13 protein-coding genes are annotated in these 15387 nt (G+C 65.2%); 11 read left to right on the forward strand and 2 right to left on the reverse strand.

What is annotated here, in order from left to right; genetic code table 11:
* Nucleotides 1–7: 7 nt before the first annotated feature.
* Together sfsA and H681_RS21010 are read right to left on the reverse strand one after the other, a co-directional pair.
* The gene (gene sfsA, locus H681_RS21005; protein WP_015478903.1) at nt 8–715 is read right to left on the reverse strand and encodes a DNA/RNA nuclease SfsA; all 708 of its coding nucleotides are present in this window, start codon (nt 713–715) and stop codon (nt 8–10) included.
* Complete coding sequence (locus H681_RS21010) at nt 715–1887, reverse strand: pyridoxal phosphate-dependent aminotransferase (RefSeq protein WP_015478904.1); 1173 nt, start codon at nt 1885–1887, stop codon at nt 715–717. The genes sfsA and H681_RS21010 overlap by 1 nt, the downstream gene beginning before the upstream one ends.
* Nucleotides 1888–2221: 334 nt before the next feature.
* Between H681_RS21010 and dksA the strand changes: the two genes are divergently transcribed.
* The 11 genes from dksA (at nt 2222) to pgi (ending at nt 15114) form a co-directional block, all read left to right on the forward strand.
* Complete coding sequence (dksA, locus tag H681_RS21015; RefSeq protein ID WP_015478905.1) at nt 2222–2665, forward strand: RNA polymerase-binding protein DksA; 444 nt, start codon at nt 2222–2224, stop codon at nt 2663–2665.
* 82 nt (nt 2666–2747) lie between these two features.
* Nucleotides 2748–3635 (forward strand): tRNA glutamyl-Q(34) synthetase GluQRS, encoded by an 888-nt coding sequence (gluQRS, locus tag H681_RS21020; protein ID WP_015478906.1) that lies wholly within the window; start codon nt 2748–2750, stop codon nt 3633–3635.
* A 213-nt stretch (nt 3636–3848) separates the two neighbouring features.
* Nucleotides 3849–4025: a hypothetical protein gene (locus H681_RS26275; RefSeq protein ID WP_015478907.1), complete on the forward strand. Its 177-nt coding sequence runs from the start codon at nt 3849–3851 to the stop codon at nt 4023–4025.
* Complete coding sequence (locus H681_RS21030) at nt 4009–6960, forward strand: sensor histidine kinase (RefSeq protein ID WP_041712190.1); 2952 nt, start codon at nt 4009–4011, stop codon at nt 6958–6960. Before H681_RS26275 ends, H681_RS21030 begins: the two co-directional genes overlap by 17 nt.
* Nucleotides 6961–6986: 26 nt before the next feature.
* Nucleotides 6987–8426, forward strand: coding sequence for a sigma-54-dependent transcriptional regulator (locus tag H681_RS21035; protein ID WP_015478909.1), 1440 nt, complete (start codon nt 6987–6989; stop codon nt 8424–8426).
* A gap of 763 nt (nt 8427–9189) precedes the next feature.
* Entirely contained in the window at nt 9190–10599 is a 1410-nt protein-coding gene (locus H681_RS21040) for a polynucleotide adenylyltransferase PcnB (protein ID WP_015478910.1), read from the forward strand.
* Nucleotides 10596–11081, forward strand: a complete 486-nt coding sequence (folK, locus tag H681_RS21045; protein ID WP_015478911.1) for a 2-amino-4-hydroxy-6-hydroxymethyldihydropteridine diphosphokinase — start codon at nt 10596–10598, stop codon at nt 11079–11081. The genes H681_RS21040 and folK overlap by 4 nt, the downstream gene beginning before the upstream one ends.
* 143 nt (nt 11082–11224) lie before the next feature.
* A complete protein-coding gene (gene panB / locus H681_RS21050; RefSeq protein ID WP_015478912.1) occupies nt 11225–12025 on the forward strand; it encodes a 3-methyl-2-oxobutanoate hydroxymethyltransferase in 801 nt (266 codons plus the stop codon).
* Nucleotides 12022–12873, forward strand: a complete 852-nt coding sequence (panC, locus tag H681_RS21055; protein ID WP_015478913.1) for a pantoate--beta-alanine ligase — start codon at nt 12022–12024, stop codon at nt 12871–12873. Before panB ends, panC begins: the two co-directional genes overlap by 4 nt.
* Nucleotides 12874–12996: 123 nt before the next feature.
* A complete protein-coding gene (gene panD / locus H681_RS21060; protein WP_015478914.1) occupies nt 12997–13377 on the forward strand; it encodes an aspartate 1-decarboxylase in 381 nt (126 codons plus the stop codon).
* Between the two features lie 72 nt (nt 13378–13449).
* On the forward strand, nt 13450–15114 hold the full coding sequence (gene pgi / locus H681_RS21065) for a glucose-6-phosphate isomerase (RefSeq protein ID WP_015478915.1): 1665 nt from the start codon (nt 13450–13452) through the stop codon (nt 15112–15114).
* Nucleotides 15115–15387: the final 273 nt, after the last annotated feature.

A 15387-nucleotide genomic window follows, 5' to 3' on the forward strand; every position in this document is an offset into this window, starting at 1 on the left:
GCAGTCGTTACAGCAGCACCTTCAACGGCCGGTCCAGGCAAATCTCCTGCGTATCGATCCGCGCCCCATAGGCCAGTACTTCCACGCCGGCGCGATGCGCTTCGACTAGAGCCGCGGCATAGGCCGGGTCGATTTCTTCCGCCGGACGCACCGCGTCGATCGCCGACAGGTTCACCGCATACAGCAGCACCGCGCGCACGCCCTCCCGAGCCAGCGCCGCCAGCTCGCGCAGATGCTTGGCGCCACGCTGGGTAACGGCGTCCGGGAAGGCGGCGACCGGGGTCTCGTCGAAGCCCAGGGTCACGCTTTTCACCTCGACGTACACCGGCTTGCCGGCAACCATCAGGCGGAAATCGGCACGGCTGTTTTCCTGCCCGTAGACCACTTCGCGGCGCAGCTCATCGAAGTCCGCAAGTTCAGTCACGGCGCCGGCCAGCAACGCCTCCTCCACCAGCCGGTTGGCGCGCCCGGTGTTCACGCAGGCCAGGCGCCCCTGGGGCGTTTCCACCAGTTCCCAGGTGCCCGGCAGCTTGCGCCTGGGGTCGCTGGAACGGCTGAACCACAGCCTGCAACCCTCGCTCATGCAGTTGAGCATCGAGCCGGTATTCGGACAGTGGATGGTCAGCCGTTCGCCACTGGCGGTCTCGATGTCCGCCAGGAAGCGCTTGTAACGCTTGACCAGGCGCGCTTCTTCCAGCGCCGGCTCGAAGCGCATCAGGGACGCCAGCTCTTCAGGCCGCGAGCGATGCGCTCCACCGCCTGCTGCAGGCGCTCGACACTCTGGGTATAGGCAAAGCGCACATGGTGCGAGGCCTGGTAACGGCCGAAGTCCACGCCGGGGGTGAAGGCGACGTGTTCGGTTTCGATGAAGTGCTGGCAGAACGCGTAGGCATCGCCGCCAAAAGCGCTGATGTCCGCATACAGATAGAAGGCGCCCTCCGGTTCCACCGCGATGCCGAAGCCCAGCTCCCGCAGTGCCGGCAACAGGTAATCGCGACGCCGGGCGAACTCGGCGCGCCGCTCTTCGAAGATCGCCAGGGTTTCCGGCTCGAAGCAGGCCAACGCGGCATGCTGGGCCATGCTCGGCGCACTGATGTAGAGGTTCTGCGCCAGCTTCTCCAGTTCACCGACCGCATCGAGCGGCGCCACCAGCCAGCCCAGGCGCCAGCCGGTCATGCCGAAATATTTGGAGAAACTGTTGAGGACGAAGGCGTCGTCATCCACCTCCAGCACGCTGGTGGCGTCGGTACCATAGGTGAGGCCGTGGTAGATCTCGTCGACCACCAGGCGGCCTCCGCGTGCTTTCAGCGCGGCGGACAGGGCGGCCAGTTCATCCCGGTGCAACAAGGTACCCGTAGGATTCGCCGGCGATGCGACCAGAGCGCCTACACTGTCATGATCCCAGTGCCGCTCGATGAGGTCGGGCGTGAGCTGGTAGCGGCTCTCCGGCCCCACCGGCACCAACTGCGCGGCGCCTTCGACCAGGCGCAGGAAGTGGCGATTGCACGGGTAGCCCGGGTCGGCCAGCAGCCAGTGCTTGCCCGGGTCCACCAGCAGGCTGCTGGCCAGCAGCAACGCACCGGAGCCGCCGGGCGTGATGAGGATGCGCTGCGGGTCGATCGACAGGCCATAGCGCTCGGCGTAGAAGCCGGCGATGGCCTCGCGCAGCGCCGGCACGCCACGGGCGGCGGTGTAGCGGGTATGTCCGTTGGCCAGTGCAGCCTGGCCGGCGGCGATGATCGGCGCGGCGGTGGTGAAGTCCGGCTCGCCGATTTCCAGGTGAATGACGTCGTGGCCCGCGGCCTGCAATTCATTGGCGCGCGCCAGCAGCGCCATGACGTGGAAAGGTTCGATGGCGCGACTGCGTGCGCTGAAGGAAGTAGCCATGAGTTTTTCCGAACTTTACGACAAGGTGGCGATTCTAACAGGCCACCGAGCGACACAGGAGGACCACCGAAGACCGGTGGTTCTACCTCGAAAATGTACGTTTCGTTCGCGAAAAGCCGATGATCGTGCAGTGGTTTGCAAGAAACTCGATAGCGGCCTCTATCGGGTCGGCGACCGGGTCGCCGGGTCATGTGCGTGCGACAACAGGCTCGACAACCGGGAGTAGCATCACGGTTATCGTTCTGGTAAGTTCGCCCGCTTGCGAGCGCGGGGCCGGCAGTGCCGGAGAGGGACCATCCGCGAGAGGATTAGCGAGAGTGAGAGGCGGTCATCCATGCCCACCAAAGCAAAACAACAGAGCAGCCAACTGATTCGTGGCTTCGAGCCCTACCAGGAAACCAAGGGCGAGGAGTACATGAGCGATCGCATGCGCGCGCACTTCACCTCCATCCTCAACAAGTGGAAAGTTGAGCTGATGGAAGAAGTGGACCGCACCGTGCACCACATGCAGGACGAAGCGGCGAACTTCCCGGACCCGGCCGACCGTGCCAGCCAGGAAGAAGAGTTCAGCCTCGAGCTGCGCGCCCGCGACCGCGAGCGCAAGCTGATCAAGAAGATCGACGAGACCCTGCAACTGATCGAAGACAACGATTACGGCTGGTGCGATTCCTGTGGCGTCGAGATCGGCATCCGCCGTCTGGAAGCCCGCCCCACCGCCACCCTGTGCATCGACTGCAAGACCCTGGCGGAAATCAAGGAAAAGCAGCTGGGCTCCTGAGCCTGGTTGAACCCGAACGGGGCGCTGCGGCGCCCCGTTTCGTTTCTGCGCCCCGCCCTTAATAAAAAGTCAAAGAGACGCCATGCCCGCTTCCCGCTACGTCGGACGCTTCGCCCCCACGCCCAGCGGCTACCTGCATTTCGGTTCGCTGGTGGCGGCCGTTGCTTCCTATCTGGATGCGCGCGCCGTGGGTGGAAAGTGGCTGGTGCGCATGGAAGACCTCGACCCGCCGCGCGAGATGCCCGGTGCCCAGGCGGCGATCCTGGAGACCCTGGAGCGTTACGGCTTCGAATGGGACGGCCCGGTGGAGCGCCAGAGCGAGCGCGGCGACGCCTACGCGGCCCAGGTCGAACAATGGCTGCGCAGCGGCCTGGCCTACGCCTGCACCTGCTCGCGCAAGCAGCTCGAAGGCAGCCACGGCATCTATCCCGGCACCTGCCGCGACGCCCAGCATGACTGGCACGGTGACGTCGCCATCCGCATCCGCGTGCCGGAGCTGGACTATCGCTTCGTCGATCGCCTGCAGGGTGCATTCCACCAGCACCTGGGGCGCGAAGTGGGCGACTTCATCATTCGCCGTCGCGACGGGCTGTTCGCCTATCAGTTGGCAGTGGTGCTGGACGACGCCTGGCAGGGTGTTACCGACATCGTTCGCGGCGCCGACCTGCTCGACAACACCCCACGCCAGCTCTACCTGCAGGAACTGCTGGGCATCGCCGCACCGCGTTACCTGCACGTGCCGCTGATCATCCAGCCCGACGGCCACAAGCTCGGCAAGTCCTATCGCTCGCCGCCGCTGGAAGCCGACCAGGCCGCCCCACTGCTGGTACGCGCACTCAAGGCACTGGGCCAGAATCCGCCCACCGAGCTGCTGCAGGCCGCACCGCGCGAGGTGCTCGCCTGGGGCATCGCGCACTGGGAGGCCAACGCCCTCCCCCATCGCCTGACGCTGGAAGACGCGCAGCTCTAGACTGGTATAACGAATCAAGGCCCACGCGCCGCGCTGACGTGTTTTTGTAGGAGCGAGCGTGCTCGCGAACCTGAATCCCGTTGCGGGGTTTGTTCGCGAGCAAGCTCGCCCTACAAGTCCTGCCGAGCGTTCGGCGCAAGGCGGGGCAGGCGGGCAGCTTGCCGGCGACTGTGCGCACAGGTAGCCTGCCCGCCGAACCAAGAGAGAGACGACATGTACATCTACCGACTGGTGTTGCTCCTGGTCGTGGGCATCTACCTGTTCTCACCGGCCATCATGGACTGGTGGATCGATCCCCACGGCGCCTGGTACCGCCCGTATCTGCTGTGGCTGATCCTGATCGTCGTCACCTTCATCCTGCAGAGCCAGCGCGATGCTGACGAGCTTTAGCCTCACCCAGCTGATCCTGATCAGCGCCTCCTACCTGATGGTCCTCTTCGGTGTCGCCTGGATCACCGAGCGCGGCTTCGTTCCGCGCCGGCTGGTGCGCCATCCGCTGATCTATACCCTGTCGCTGGGCGTGTACGCCAGCGCCTGGGCCTTCTATGGCACGGTCGGGCTGGCCTACCAGTACGGCTACGGCTTCCTGGCGATCTACCTGGGCGTCTCCGGCGCCTTCCTGCTGGCGCCGGTGCTGCTCTACCCGATCCTGCGCATCACGCGGGCCTACCAGTTGTCATCGCTGGCCGACCTGTTTGCCTTCCGCTTCCGCAGCACCTGGGCCGGCGCGCTGACCACGCTGTTCATGCTGATCGGCGTACTACCGATGCTGGCGCTGCAGATCCAGGCGGTGACCGACTCGATCAGCATCCTCACCCGCGAATCGGAGCCCAACCGCGCGGCGCTGGCGTTCTGCGCGCTGATCACGCTGTTCGCCATTCTCTTCGGCGCGCGCCACATCGCCACCCGCGAGCGCCACGAGGGGCTGGTGATGGCGATCGCCTTCGAGTCGCTGGTGAAGCTGGTGGCGCTCTGTTCCATCGGCCTGTTCGCCCTCTACGGCGTGTTCGGCGGGCCGGACGGTCTGGAAGTCTGGCTGCTGCAGAACCAGGAAGCCCTGAGCACGCTGCACACGCCGCTGGCCGAAGGGCCGTGGCGCACGCTGCTGCTGGTGTTCTTCGCCGCGGCCATCGTGATGCCACACATGTTCCACATGACCTTCACCGAGAACCTCAACCCGCGCTCGCTGCTCAGCGCCAGCTGGGGCCTGCCGCTGTTCCTGCTGCCGATGAGCCTGGCGGTGCCGCCGATCCTCTGGGCCGGCCTGCACCTGGGCGCCTCGACCAACCCGGAGTACTTCACCCTCGGCCTGGGCATCTCGGTGGACAGCCCGGCCCTGGCGCTGACCGCCTTCGTCGGCGGCATCTCCGCCGCCAGCGGCCTGATCATCGTGATGACCCTGGCGCTCTCGGGCATGGTGCTCAACCACCTGGTGCTGCCGCTCTACCAGCCGCCGGCCGAAGGCAACATCTACCGCTGGCTGAAGTGGACCCGCCGCGCACTGATCGCCGCGATCATCATGGCCGGCTATGCCTTCTACCTGGTGCTGGGCGCCGAGCAGGACCTGTCCAACCTGGGGATAGTCTCCTTCGTCGCCACCCTGCAGTTCCTCCCCGGCGCGCTGGCCGTGCTCTACTGGCCGACCGCCAACCGCCGCGGCTTCATCGCAGGTCTCGTGGCGGGCATGCTGGTCTGGGGCGCGACCATGCTCACCCCGCTGGTGGCGAACATGCAGAGCGTCTACCTGCCGCTGTTCAACTCGCTCTATGTGCTCGACGACACCACCTGGCACCTCGCCGCGCTCGCTTCGCTGGCGGCCAACGTGCTGGTGTTCACCCTGGTCTCGCTGTTCACCGAAGCCAGCGACGAAGAAAAAGGTGCCGCCGAAGCCTGCGCCGTGGACAACGTGCGCCGCCCGCAGCGCCGCGAGCTGATCGCCGTTTCCCCGCAGGAGTTCGCCAGCCAGCTGTCCAAGCCGCTGGGCGCGAAGACCGCGCAGCGCGAGGTGGAGCAGGCTCTGCGCGACCTGCACCTGCCCTTCGACGAACGCCGCCCCTACGCCCTGCGCCGCCTGCGCGACCGCATCGAGGCGAACCTCTCCGGCCTGATGGGCCCCAGCGTGGCGCAGGACATGGTGGAAACCTTCCTGCCCTACAAGGCCAGCAGTGAAAGCTACGTCACCGAGGACATCCACTTCATCGAGAGCCGCCTGGAGGACTACCACTCCCGGCTCACCGGCCTGGCCGCCGAACTCGATACCCTGCGCCGCTACCACCGCCAGACCCTGCAGGACCTGCCAATGGGCGTGTGCTCGCTGGCCAAGGACCAGGAAATCCTCATGTGGAACCGTGCCATCGAGGAACTCACCGGGGTCAGCGCGCAACGCGTGGTCGGCTCGCGCCTGGCCGCCCTGCCCGAGCCGTGGCGCGGCCTGCTGGAAGGCTTCATCGACGCGCCGGACGAGCACCTGCACAAGCAGCGCCTGTCCATCGACGGCCAGACCCGCTGGCTGAACCTGCACAAGGCGGCGATCGAGGAACCCCTCGCGCCCGGTAACAGCGGCCTGGTGCTGCTGGTCGAAGACCTCACCGAAACCCAGTCCCTGGAAGACAAGCTGATCCATTCCGAGCGCCTGGCCTCGATCGGCCGCCTCGCCGCCGGCGTGGCCCACGAGATCGGCAACCCTATCACCGGCATCGCCTGCCTTGCGCAGAACCTGCGCGAAGAGCGCGAGGGCGATGGCGAGCTGACCGAGATCAGCGGGCAGATCCTCGAACAGACCAAGCGCGTCTCGCGCATCGTGCAGTCGCTGATGAGCTTCGCCCATGCCGGCGGCAAGCAGGTGGCCGCCGAGCCGGTGTGCCTGGCCGACGCCGCCCAGGAAGCCATCGGCCTGCTGTCGCTGAACAGACGCAGCGTCGACGTGCAGTTCTTCAACCTGTGCGACCCGGCGCATTGGGTCGAGGGCGACTCGCAGCGCCTGGCCCAGGTACTGATCAACCTGCTCTCCAACGCCCGCGACGCCTCGCCAGCCAATGGCGCAATCCGCGTGCGGACCGAGGCCTCGGAGCAGACCGTCGACCTGATCGTCGAAGACGAAGGCAGCGGAATACCCAAGTCGATCATCGACCGCCTGTTCGAACCCTTCTTCACGACCAAGGACCCCGGCAAGGGGACCGGTCTAGGCCTCGCACTGGTCTATTCGATCGTGGAAGAGCATTATGGGCAAATCACCATAGACAGCCCGGCTGACCCCGAACGCGAATGCGGCACCCGCATCAGCGTCACTTTGCCGCGGCATCCTGGCCCGACGGCCGAGCAGTAAACGAGCACGTCGAGAGAGCTGAATACATGGCACATATCCTCATCGTCGAAGACGAAACCATCATCCGCTCCGCCCTGCGACGGTTGCTCGAGCGGAACCAATACCAGGTCAGCGAGGCTGGCTCGGTGCAGGAGGCCCAGGAGCGCTACAGCATCCCGTCGTTCGACATGATCGTCAGCGACCTGCGCCTGCCGGGCGCACCGGGTACCGAACTGATCAAGCTGGCCCAGGGCACCCCGGTGCTGATCATGACCAGCTACGCCAGCCTGCGCTCGGCGGTGGACTCGATGAAGATGGGCGCGGTGGACTACATCGCCAAGCCGTTCGACCACGACGAGATGCTCCAGGCCGTGGCGCGCATCCTCAAGGATCGCCAGGAAGCCCGGAACGCCCCGACCGAAGCCCGTGGTAACGCCAAGGCGGCGGAACGTAGCAGCGTGGGTAACACCGCTCCGGCGGACGGCGAGATCGGCATCATCGGCTCCTGCCCCCCCATGCAGGAGCTGTACACCAAGATCCGCAAGGTCGCGCCGACCGACTCCAATGTACTGATCCAGGGCGAGTCCGGTACCGGCAAGGAACTGGTGGCCCGCGCGCTGCACAACCTGTCCAAGCGCACCAAGGCGCCGCTGATCTCGGTGAACTGCGCGGCGATCCCGGAAACCCTGATCGAATCCGAACTGTTCGGCCACGAGAAAGGCGCGTTCACCGGCGCCAGCGCGGGCCGCGCGGGCCTGGTGGAAGCCGCCGACGGCGGCACCCTGTTCCTCGACGAGATCGGCGAACTGCCGCTCGAAGCCCAGGCGCGCCTGCTGCGCGTACTGCAGGAAGGCGAGATCCGCCGGGTCGGCTCGGTACAGTCGCAGAAAGTGGACGTACGCCTGATCGCGGCGACCCACCGCGACCTGAAGATGCTGGCCAAGACCGGCCAGTTCCGCGAAGACCTCTACTACCGCCTGCACGTCATCTCGCTGAAACTGCCGCCCCTGCGCGAGCGCGGCCCCGACGTGATGGAGATCGCGCGCGCCTTCCTGACGCGGCAGTGCTCGCAGATGGGGCGCCCGGCGCTGAGCTTCTCCCACGAGGCCGAACAGGCCATCCGTCACTATCCGTGGCCGGGTAACGTGCGCGAACTGGAGAACGCCATCGAGCGCGCGGTGATCCTCAGCGAAGGGCTGGAGATTCCCGCCGACCTGCTGGGCATCGACATCGAGCTGGATGATCTGGAAGACGACTTCATGGACGAGGCCGAACCCCGTCCGAGCAACGGCAACACCAGCAATCACGAGCCTACCGAGGATCTGTCGCTGGAGGACTACTTCCAGCACTTCGTCCTCGAACACCAGGACCACATGACCGAAACCGAACTGGCCCGCAAGCTGGGCATCAGCCGTAAATGTCTGTGGGAGCGCCGTCAGCGCCTGGGCATCCCGCGCCGCAAATCCGGTGCTTCGGCTGACTCGTAGGACGCCCCACACTGTTACCGGAGACATGCTCCGTAACAAAAGCCGGGTTCATCGGTAACGGGAACCCGGCTTTTTTATGCCTGCCACCCAAAGGCGAATCCACGCAAGCCATTGAAAAATAAGGATTTGCAAAAGTTGGCACGGCATCTGCTTTGTTATTGGCACAACAACAATAACAAGCACGACAACTCAAAATAAGAACAAGACGAAACGACTCCAGCACAACAAAAACAAAATCGCGGAGGCGCAGCTAACTGATTCTTTTGGAGAAGAGTAGCCGTCGGGAGCAGTCCCGCAACCAGTCAGAGAAGAATAAAACTGCTTGAAGGCAGCACGAGGACTGGTTGGATCGCAAGATCATCGCTTACTCAGCGACCAAAGCAATCCGTTTGCTATTGAACACCTTCCAAGTGTGGAAGGTTCCCCGAAGCAGGTAGCTTCGAGGGTCGGGTCTACAAACAAAAACAACAAGCCCGGTAATCATAATAAAAACAAAGCACGCACCTATTTGGGGGGGAGCCTCGGCTCCCCCAGTAGCTTTCGCTACACCCTCTCCCCTTCTCCCCGCAAGTCCTTTTTCCTACTTTCCTTCATCATCCCACCCCACGATGCTAGAATCGCCGCGGCGCAGACGGCATTCGATTTGCTGCCATTTGTTTCAAGGCAGCGGCAGACACCCGCTATCCTCCAGGAAACGCCGAAATCAAGCGGCTTGCCGAGACCTGCGTATGCCATCCATACACCCATTCCCGATAGTGCACACATGCTGAAAAAGCTGATCCAGTCCATCCGATCCCCACTGCGCCGTCCGCGCGCTGTCCGCACTACTCCGGAAGTCGTTGGCAATCATCAGCACTCGCTGCGGCGGGAACAGTTCAGCAGGAACGCGGTGAACGTCGTGGAGCGCCTGACCAAGGCCGGCTACCAGGCGTACATCGTCGGTGGCGGCGTACGTGATCCGCTGCTGGGTATTACCCCCAAGGACTTCGACGTGGCCACCAGCGCCACCCCCGAGCAGGTTCGCGCCGAGTTCCGCAACGCGCGGGTGATCGGCCGTCGCTTCAAGCTGGTCCATGTCCACTTCGGCCGCGAGATCATCGAAGTCGCCACCTTCCGCGCCAACCATCCGCAGACCGACGACGACACCGACAGCGCCCATGCCTCTCGCAACGAGGCCGGCCGCATCCTGCGCGACAACGTCTATGGCACGCTGGAAGACGACGCGCAGCGCCGCGACTTCACCATCAACGCCCTGTATTTCGATGTCACCGGCGAGCGCATCCTCGACTACGCCCACGGCGTGCATGACATCCGCAACCGCCTGGTGCGCCTGATCGGCGACCCTGAGCAGCGCTACCTCGAAGACCCGGTGCGCATGCTGCGCGCCGTACGCTTCGCCGCCAAGCTGGGCTTCGAGATCGAGAAACACAGCGCCGCGCCGATCCGCCGCCTGGCGCACCTGCTCAACGAAATCCCCTCGGCGCGCCTGTTCGACGAAGTGCTCAAGCTGCTACTGAGCGGCAAGGCCGAGCGCACCTTCGAGCTGCTCAACGAATACGACCTGTTCGCGCCGTTGTTCCCGGCCAGCGCCAAGGCGCTGAAAGAGAATCCCGAATACGCCGGCAAGCTGATGCGCCAGGCGCTGGCCAACACCGACGAGCGCATTCGCCAGGGCAAGCCGGTCACTCCGGCCTTCCTGTTCGCCGCGCTGCTCTGGCCCGCCCTGCCCGCGCGCGTACTGAAACTGCAGGAGCGCGGCGTGCCGCCGATCCCGGCCATGCAGGACGCCGCCCACGAACTGATCATCGAACAGTGCAAGCGCACTGCGGTGCCCAAGCGCTTCACCATCCCGATCCGCGAGATCTGGGACATGCAGGAACGCCTGCCGCGCCGCCAGGGCAAGAAGGCCGACCTGCTGCTGGAAAACCCGCGCTTCCGTGCCGGCTACGACTTCCTCCTGCTGCGCGAAAGCGCCGGCGAGGAAACCGGTGGCCTGGGCGATTGGTGGACCGACTACCAGGAAGCCAGCGATGGCGAACGCCGCGGCATGATCCGCAACCTCTCCAGCCAGGAAGAAAGCAGCGGTGGCGTACCGCGCAAACGCCGTCGTGGCGGTGCCAACCGTCGCCGGCGCGGTCCGCGTAACAGTGGCGAAGGCACCGGTAACGAATGAGCGAACGCGTCTACATCGGGCTCGGCAGCAACCTCGCCGAACCGCGCCAGCAACTGGAAGCCGCACTGAAGGCGCTGTCGCAGATTCCCGCCACCAAGGTGGCGGTGGTCTCCCCACTCTACGTCAGCGACCCGCTGGGCCCGCCGGACCAGCCGCGCTACGTCAACGCCGTGGCTGCACTGGATACCGACCTGGAACCGCTCGCCCTGCTGGACGCCCTGCAGACCATCGAGCTGGAGCAAGGCCGCGTACGCAAGGACGAACGCTGGGGACCGCGCACACTGGACCTCGACATCCTGCTGTTCGGCGAGCGCCTGATCGACGAACCGCGCCTGCGCGTGCCGCACTACCACATGCACGCCCGCGCCTTCGTGCTCTATCCGCTGGCCGATCTCGCCCCGCAACTGCAACTGCCCAACGGCCAGATGCTGGCGGATCTGTTGGCCGCCTGTCCGTTCTCCGGCCTCGAGCGACTGCCCTGAAACATCCCGCGCCCCAGGCGTGTGGGGCGCGCTGGCAGTAACGCCGTAACAGTCCGGTAACACCTGCAATTGACTTCGGTCCGCCCCATCTGGACTATAGGTGCCCGTTTGCCCCTGCCCGGCGCAGAACTGAGGACACTTTCATGCCTGATGTCACCCTGACCACCCTGCAAGGTCTCAAGCAAAGCGGCGAAAAGATCGCGATGCTGACCGCCTACGATGCCATGTTCGCGCACGTTGCCAGCCAGGCCGGCGCCGAAGTGCTGCTGATCGGTGACTCCCTGGGCATGGTGCTGCAAGGACACGACAGCACGCTCCCGGTCACCATCCAGGACATGGCCTACCACACCGCCGCCGTGAAGCGCGGCAACAAGGGTGCGCTGATCCTCACCGACCTGCCGTTCGAATCGGGTACGTCCCTGGACCGCCTGCTGCGCGACTCGGTAACAGTCATGCAGGCCGGCGCCCAAATGGTCAAGCTGGAAGGTGGCGCCTGGCTCGCCGAGCCGATCGTGCGCCTGGCTCAGCTCGGCATTCCGGTGTGCGCCCACCTCGGTCTGACCCCGCAGTCGGTCAACCTGTTCGGCGGCTTCAAGGTGCAGGGTCGCCAGGAAAGCCAGGCCCGCCAGCTGCGCGCCGACGCCATCGCCCTGGAGCAGGCCGGTGCCGCCATGCTGCTGCTGGAATGCGTCCCCTCGGCCCTGGCCCAGGAGATCAGCGAAGCGGTGAAGATTCCGGTAATCGGCATTGGCGCCGGTGCCGGCACCGATGGCCAGGTTCTGGTGATGCACGACATGCTCGGGCTGTCGCTGACCGGTCGTTCGCCGAAGTTCGTGAAGAACTTCATGGAAGGCCAGCCGGATATCGCCTCGGCCATGACCGCTTTCGTCAAGGCCGTGAAAGATGGCTCCTTCCCCGGCCCGGAACACGGATTCTCTTCATGAACACGGTAAAAACAGTCCGCGAGCTGCGCGCCGCGGTGGCCCGCGCGCGCGCTGAGGGCAAACGCATCGCACTGGTCCCGACGATGGGCAACCTGCACTCCGGCCACGCAGCCCTGGTGACCAAGGCCGGCCAGCGCGCCGACTTCGTGGTTGCCAGCATCTTCGTCAATCCGCTGCAGTTCGGCCCTACCGAGGACCTGGACAAATACCCGCGCACCCTAGTCGCGGACCAGGGCAAGCTGCTGGAGGCCGGCTGCCACCTGCTGTTCGCACCGACCGTCGAGGAGATGTACCCCGACGGCATGGAAGGCCAGACCCGCCTGAACGTCAGCGGCGTTTCGGAAGGCCTGTGTGGCGGCAGCCGTCCCGGCCACTTCGATGGCGTCGCCACGGTGGTGTGCAAGCTGTTCAACATGGTCCAGCCGGACATGGCCCTGTTCGGCGAGAAGGACTTCCAGCAACTGGCGGTGATCCGCAAGCTGGTGCGCGATCTCAACCTGCCGATCCAGGTCTTTGGCGAGCCCACCGTGCGCGCCGACGACGGTCTGGCGCTGTCCTCGCGCAACGGCTACCTGAACGACGAGCAACGCGCCAGCGCGCCGGTGCTCTACCGCACCCTGAAGCAGCTTGCCGAACAGGTTCGCGGTGGTGCGCGTGATTATGCGGCGCTGCTCGCCGATGGGCGCCAGCAGATCGAGCAGGCCGGCCTGCGCATCGATTACCTGGAAATCCGCGAATCCGCCGGGCTGCGTCCCGCCGCGGCGGAGGACAACCAGTTGGTGATCCTGGTGGCGGCATTCCTGGGCAGCACCCGCCTGATCGACAACCTCGCCTTCCAGATCGACTAACCCCCGCACGACTGCCGATATCCACCTCAAGGCCGCGCCAGCCGCGACCTTGAGCGGTTTTCGGTGCTCGGGCATACTCGCACCGCACTCCCTCCCCAGACCAGAAAAAGAGGAGCCACGCCCATGCAGAGCATCATGCTCAAAGCCAAACTGCACCGCGCCGAAGTCACCCACGCCGTGCTCGACTATGAAGGCTCCTGCGCCATCGATGGCGAATGGCTCGATCTCGCTGGCATCCGCGAGTACGAACAGATCCAGATCTACAACGTCGATAACGGCGAGCGCTTCACCACCTACGCCATCCGTGGCGAGGAAGGCTCACGGATGATTTCCGTCAACGGCGCCGCCGCCCACAGGGCCAAGGTGGGTGACCGGGTCATCATCTGCGCGTACGCTCAGTTCAGCGACGCCGAGCTGGAAGGATTCAAGCCGCGCATGCTGTACATGGCGCCCGGCAATCAGCTCAGCCACACCAGCAACGCCATTCCGGTTCAGCTCGCCTGAGCCCACGAGAAAGCCCGGAACCACCGGGCTTTCCGTTGTTCAAAAAATGCACGCCACACCCGAAGGTACGTCATGGAACACCACCTCACCCCGCTGGATGCCACGCAACTGAAGAGCTGGCAGGCTCTGGCCGCCCACCGCCAGGAGTTGCAGAGCTTCTCGATGCGCGAGGCGTTCGCCCAGGATCCGGAGCGCTTCAAGCGTTTCTCCCTCAGCGCCTGTGGCCTGTTCCTGGACTTCTCGAAGAACCTGATCCGCCAGGACACCCTTGACCTGCTGGTGAAGCTCGCGGAAGAGGCCAAGCTGGGCGAAGCCATCCAGTCGATGTTCCGTGGCGACGTGATCAATGCCTCCGAGCGCCGACCGGTGCTGCACACCGCACTGCGCCGCCCCATCGGCGACAAGGTGCTGGTGGACGGTAAGGACGTGATGCCGGAAGTGCACCGCGTACTGCACCAGATGACCGAGCTGGTCGCCGCCGTGCACAACGGCCTGTGGCGCGGTTACACCGAGAAACCGATCACCGACGTGGTGAACATCGGCATCGGTGGCTCTTTCCTCGGCCCGCAACTGGTCTCCGAAGCCCTGCTGCCCTTCGCCCAGAAAGGCGTGCGTTGCCACTACCTGGCGAACATCGACGGCAGCGAGTTCCGTGAGCTGACCGCAAAGCTCAACGCCGAGACCACGCTGTTCATCGTCTCCTCGAAGTCCTTCGGCACCCTGGAAACCCTGAAGAACGCCCAGGCCGCTCGCGCCTGGTACCTGGCCCAGGGCGGCAGCGAGGCAGAGCTGTACCGTCATTTCATCGCAGTATCCAGCAACAAGGAGGCCGCGGCGGCCTTCGGCATCCGCCCCGAGAATGTCTTCCCCATGTGGGACTGGGTCGGCGGTCGCTACTCGCTGTGGTCGGCCATCGGCCTGCCGATCGCCATGTCGGTGGGCATCAACAACTTCAAGGAACTGCTGTCCGGCGCCTACAGCATGGACCAGCACTTCCTGACCTCGCCGTTCGAGAAGAACATCCCGGTGCTGCTGGGCCTGCTCGGCGTCTGGTACGGCGACTTCTGGGGCGCGCGCAGCCACGCGATCCTGCCGTACGACTACTACCTGCGGAACATCACCGACCACCTGCAGCAGCTGGACATGGAGTCCAACGGCAAGAGCGTGCGCCAGGACGGCACCTCGGTTTCCGCCGGCACCGGTCCGGTGATCTGGGGCGGCGTGGGCTGCAACGGCCAGCATGCGTACCACCAGTTGCTGCACCAGGGCACCCACCTGATCCCGGCCGATTTCATCGTTCCGGTATCCAGTTACAACCCGGTGGCCGACCACCATCAGTGGCTGTACGCCAACTGCCTGTCGCAGAGCCAGGCGCTGATGGTCGGCAAGAGCCGCGCCGAGGCCGAGGCCGAGCTGCGCGCCAAGGGCGTCGATGAGGCCGAAGTGCAGCGCCTGGCGCCGCACAAGGTGATTCCGGGCAACCGCCCGAGCAACACCCTGGTCATGGAACGCATCAGCGCCCGTCGCCTGGGCGCGCTGATCGCCATGTACGAGCACAAGGTCTACGTGCAGAGCATCCTCTGGGGCATCAACGCCTTCGACCAGTGGGGTGTGGAGCTTGGCAAGGACCTGGGCAAGGCGGTGTATGGCCGCCTGGTGGGCAGCGAGGAAAGCTGCGCAGAAGATGCCTCCACCCAGGGCCTGATCGACTTCTTCCGCGGCCGTCACCGCGGTTGATTCCCCGTACGAACGGCCGCGCATTGAGCGCGACCGTTCGTCGGTAGCGGCGCAAAGCTGCGCCGGTGCCCCTCTCCCGCCGGGTTCTCTCGCACGCGCGCCAGCCCTGTCGAACCCTCTGATCCCCCAAGCCCGCCCACACCGCAAACGACCGGTACCTGAAACACTCTCCGCACGCGCCTCTCGCTGGCCTGTCGAAGTAGTGTCCGGCTGAACGAACCGCGCTGGCGCAACGTCAAATCCTCATGGCCAACCCTTGAACCCGCCTGGGCT

The sequence above is a fragment of the Pseudomonas sp. ATCC 13867 genome (assembly GCF_000349845.1).
GTDB lineage: Bacteria > Pseudomonadota > Gammaproteobacteria > Pseudomonadales > Pseudomonadaceae > Pseudomonas.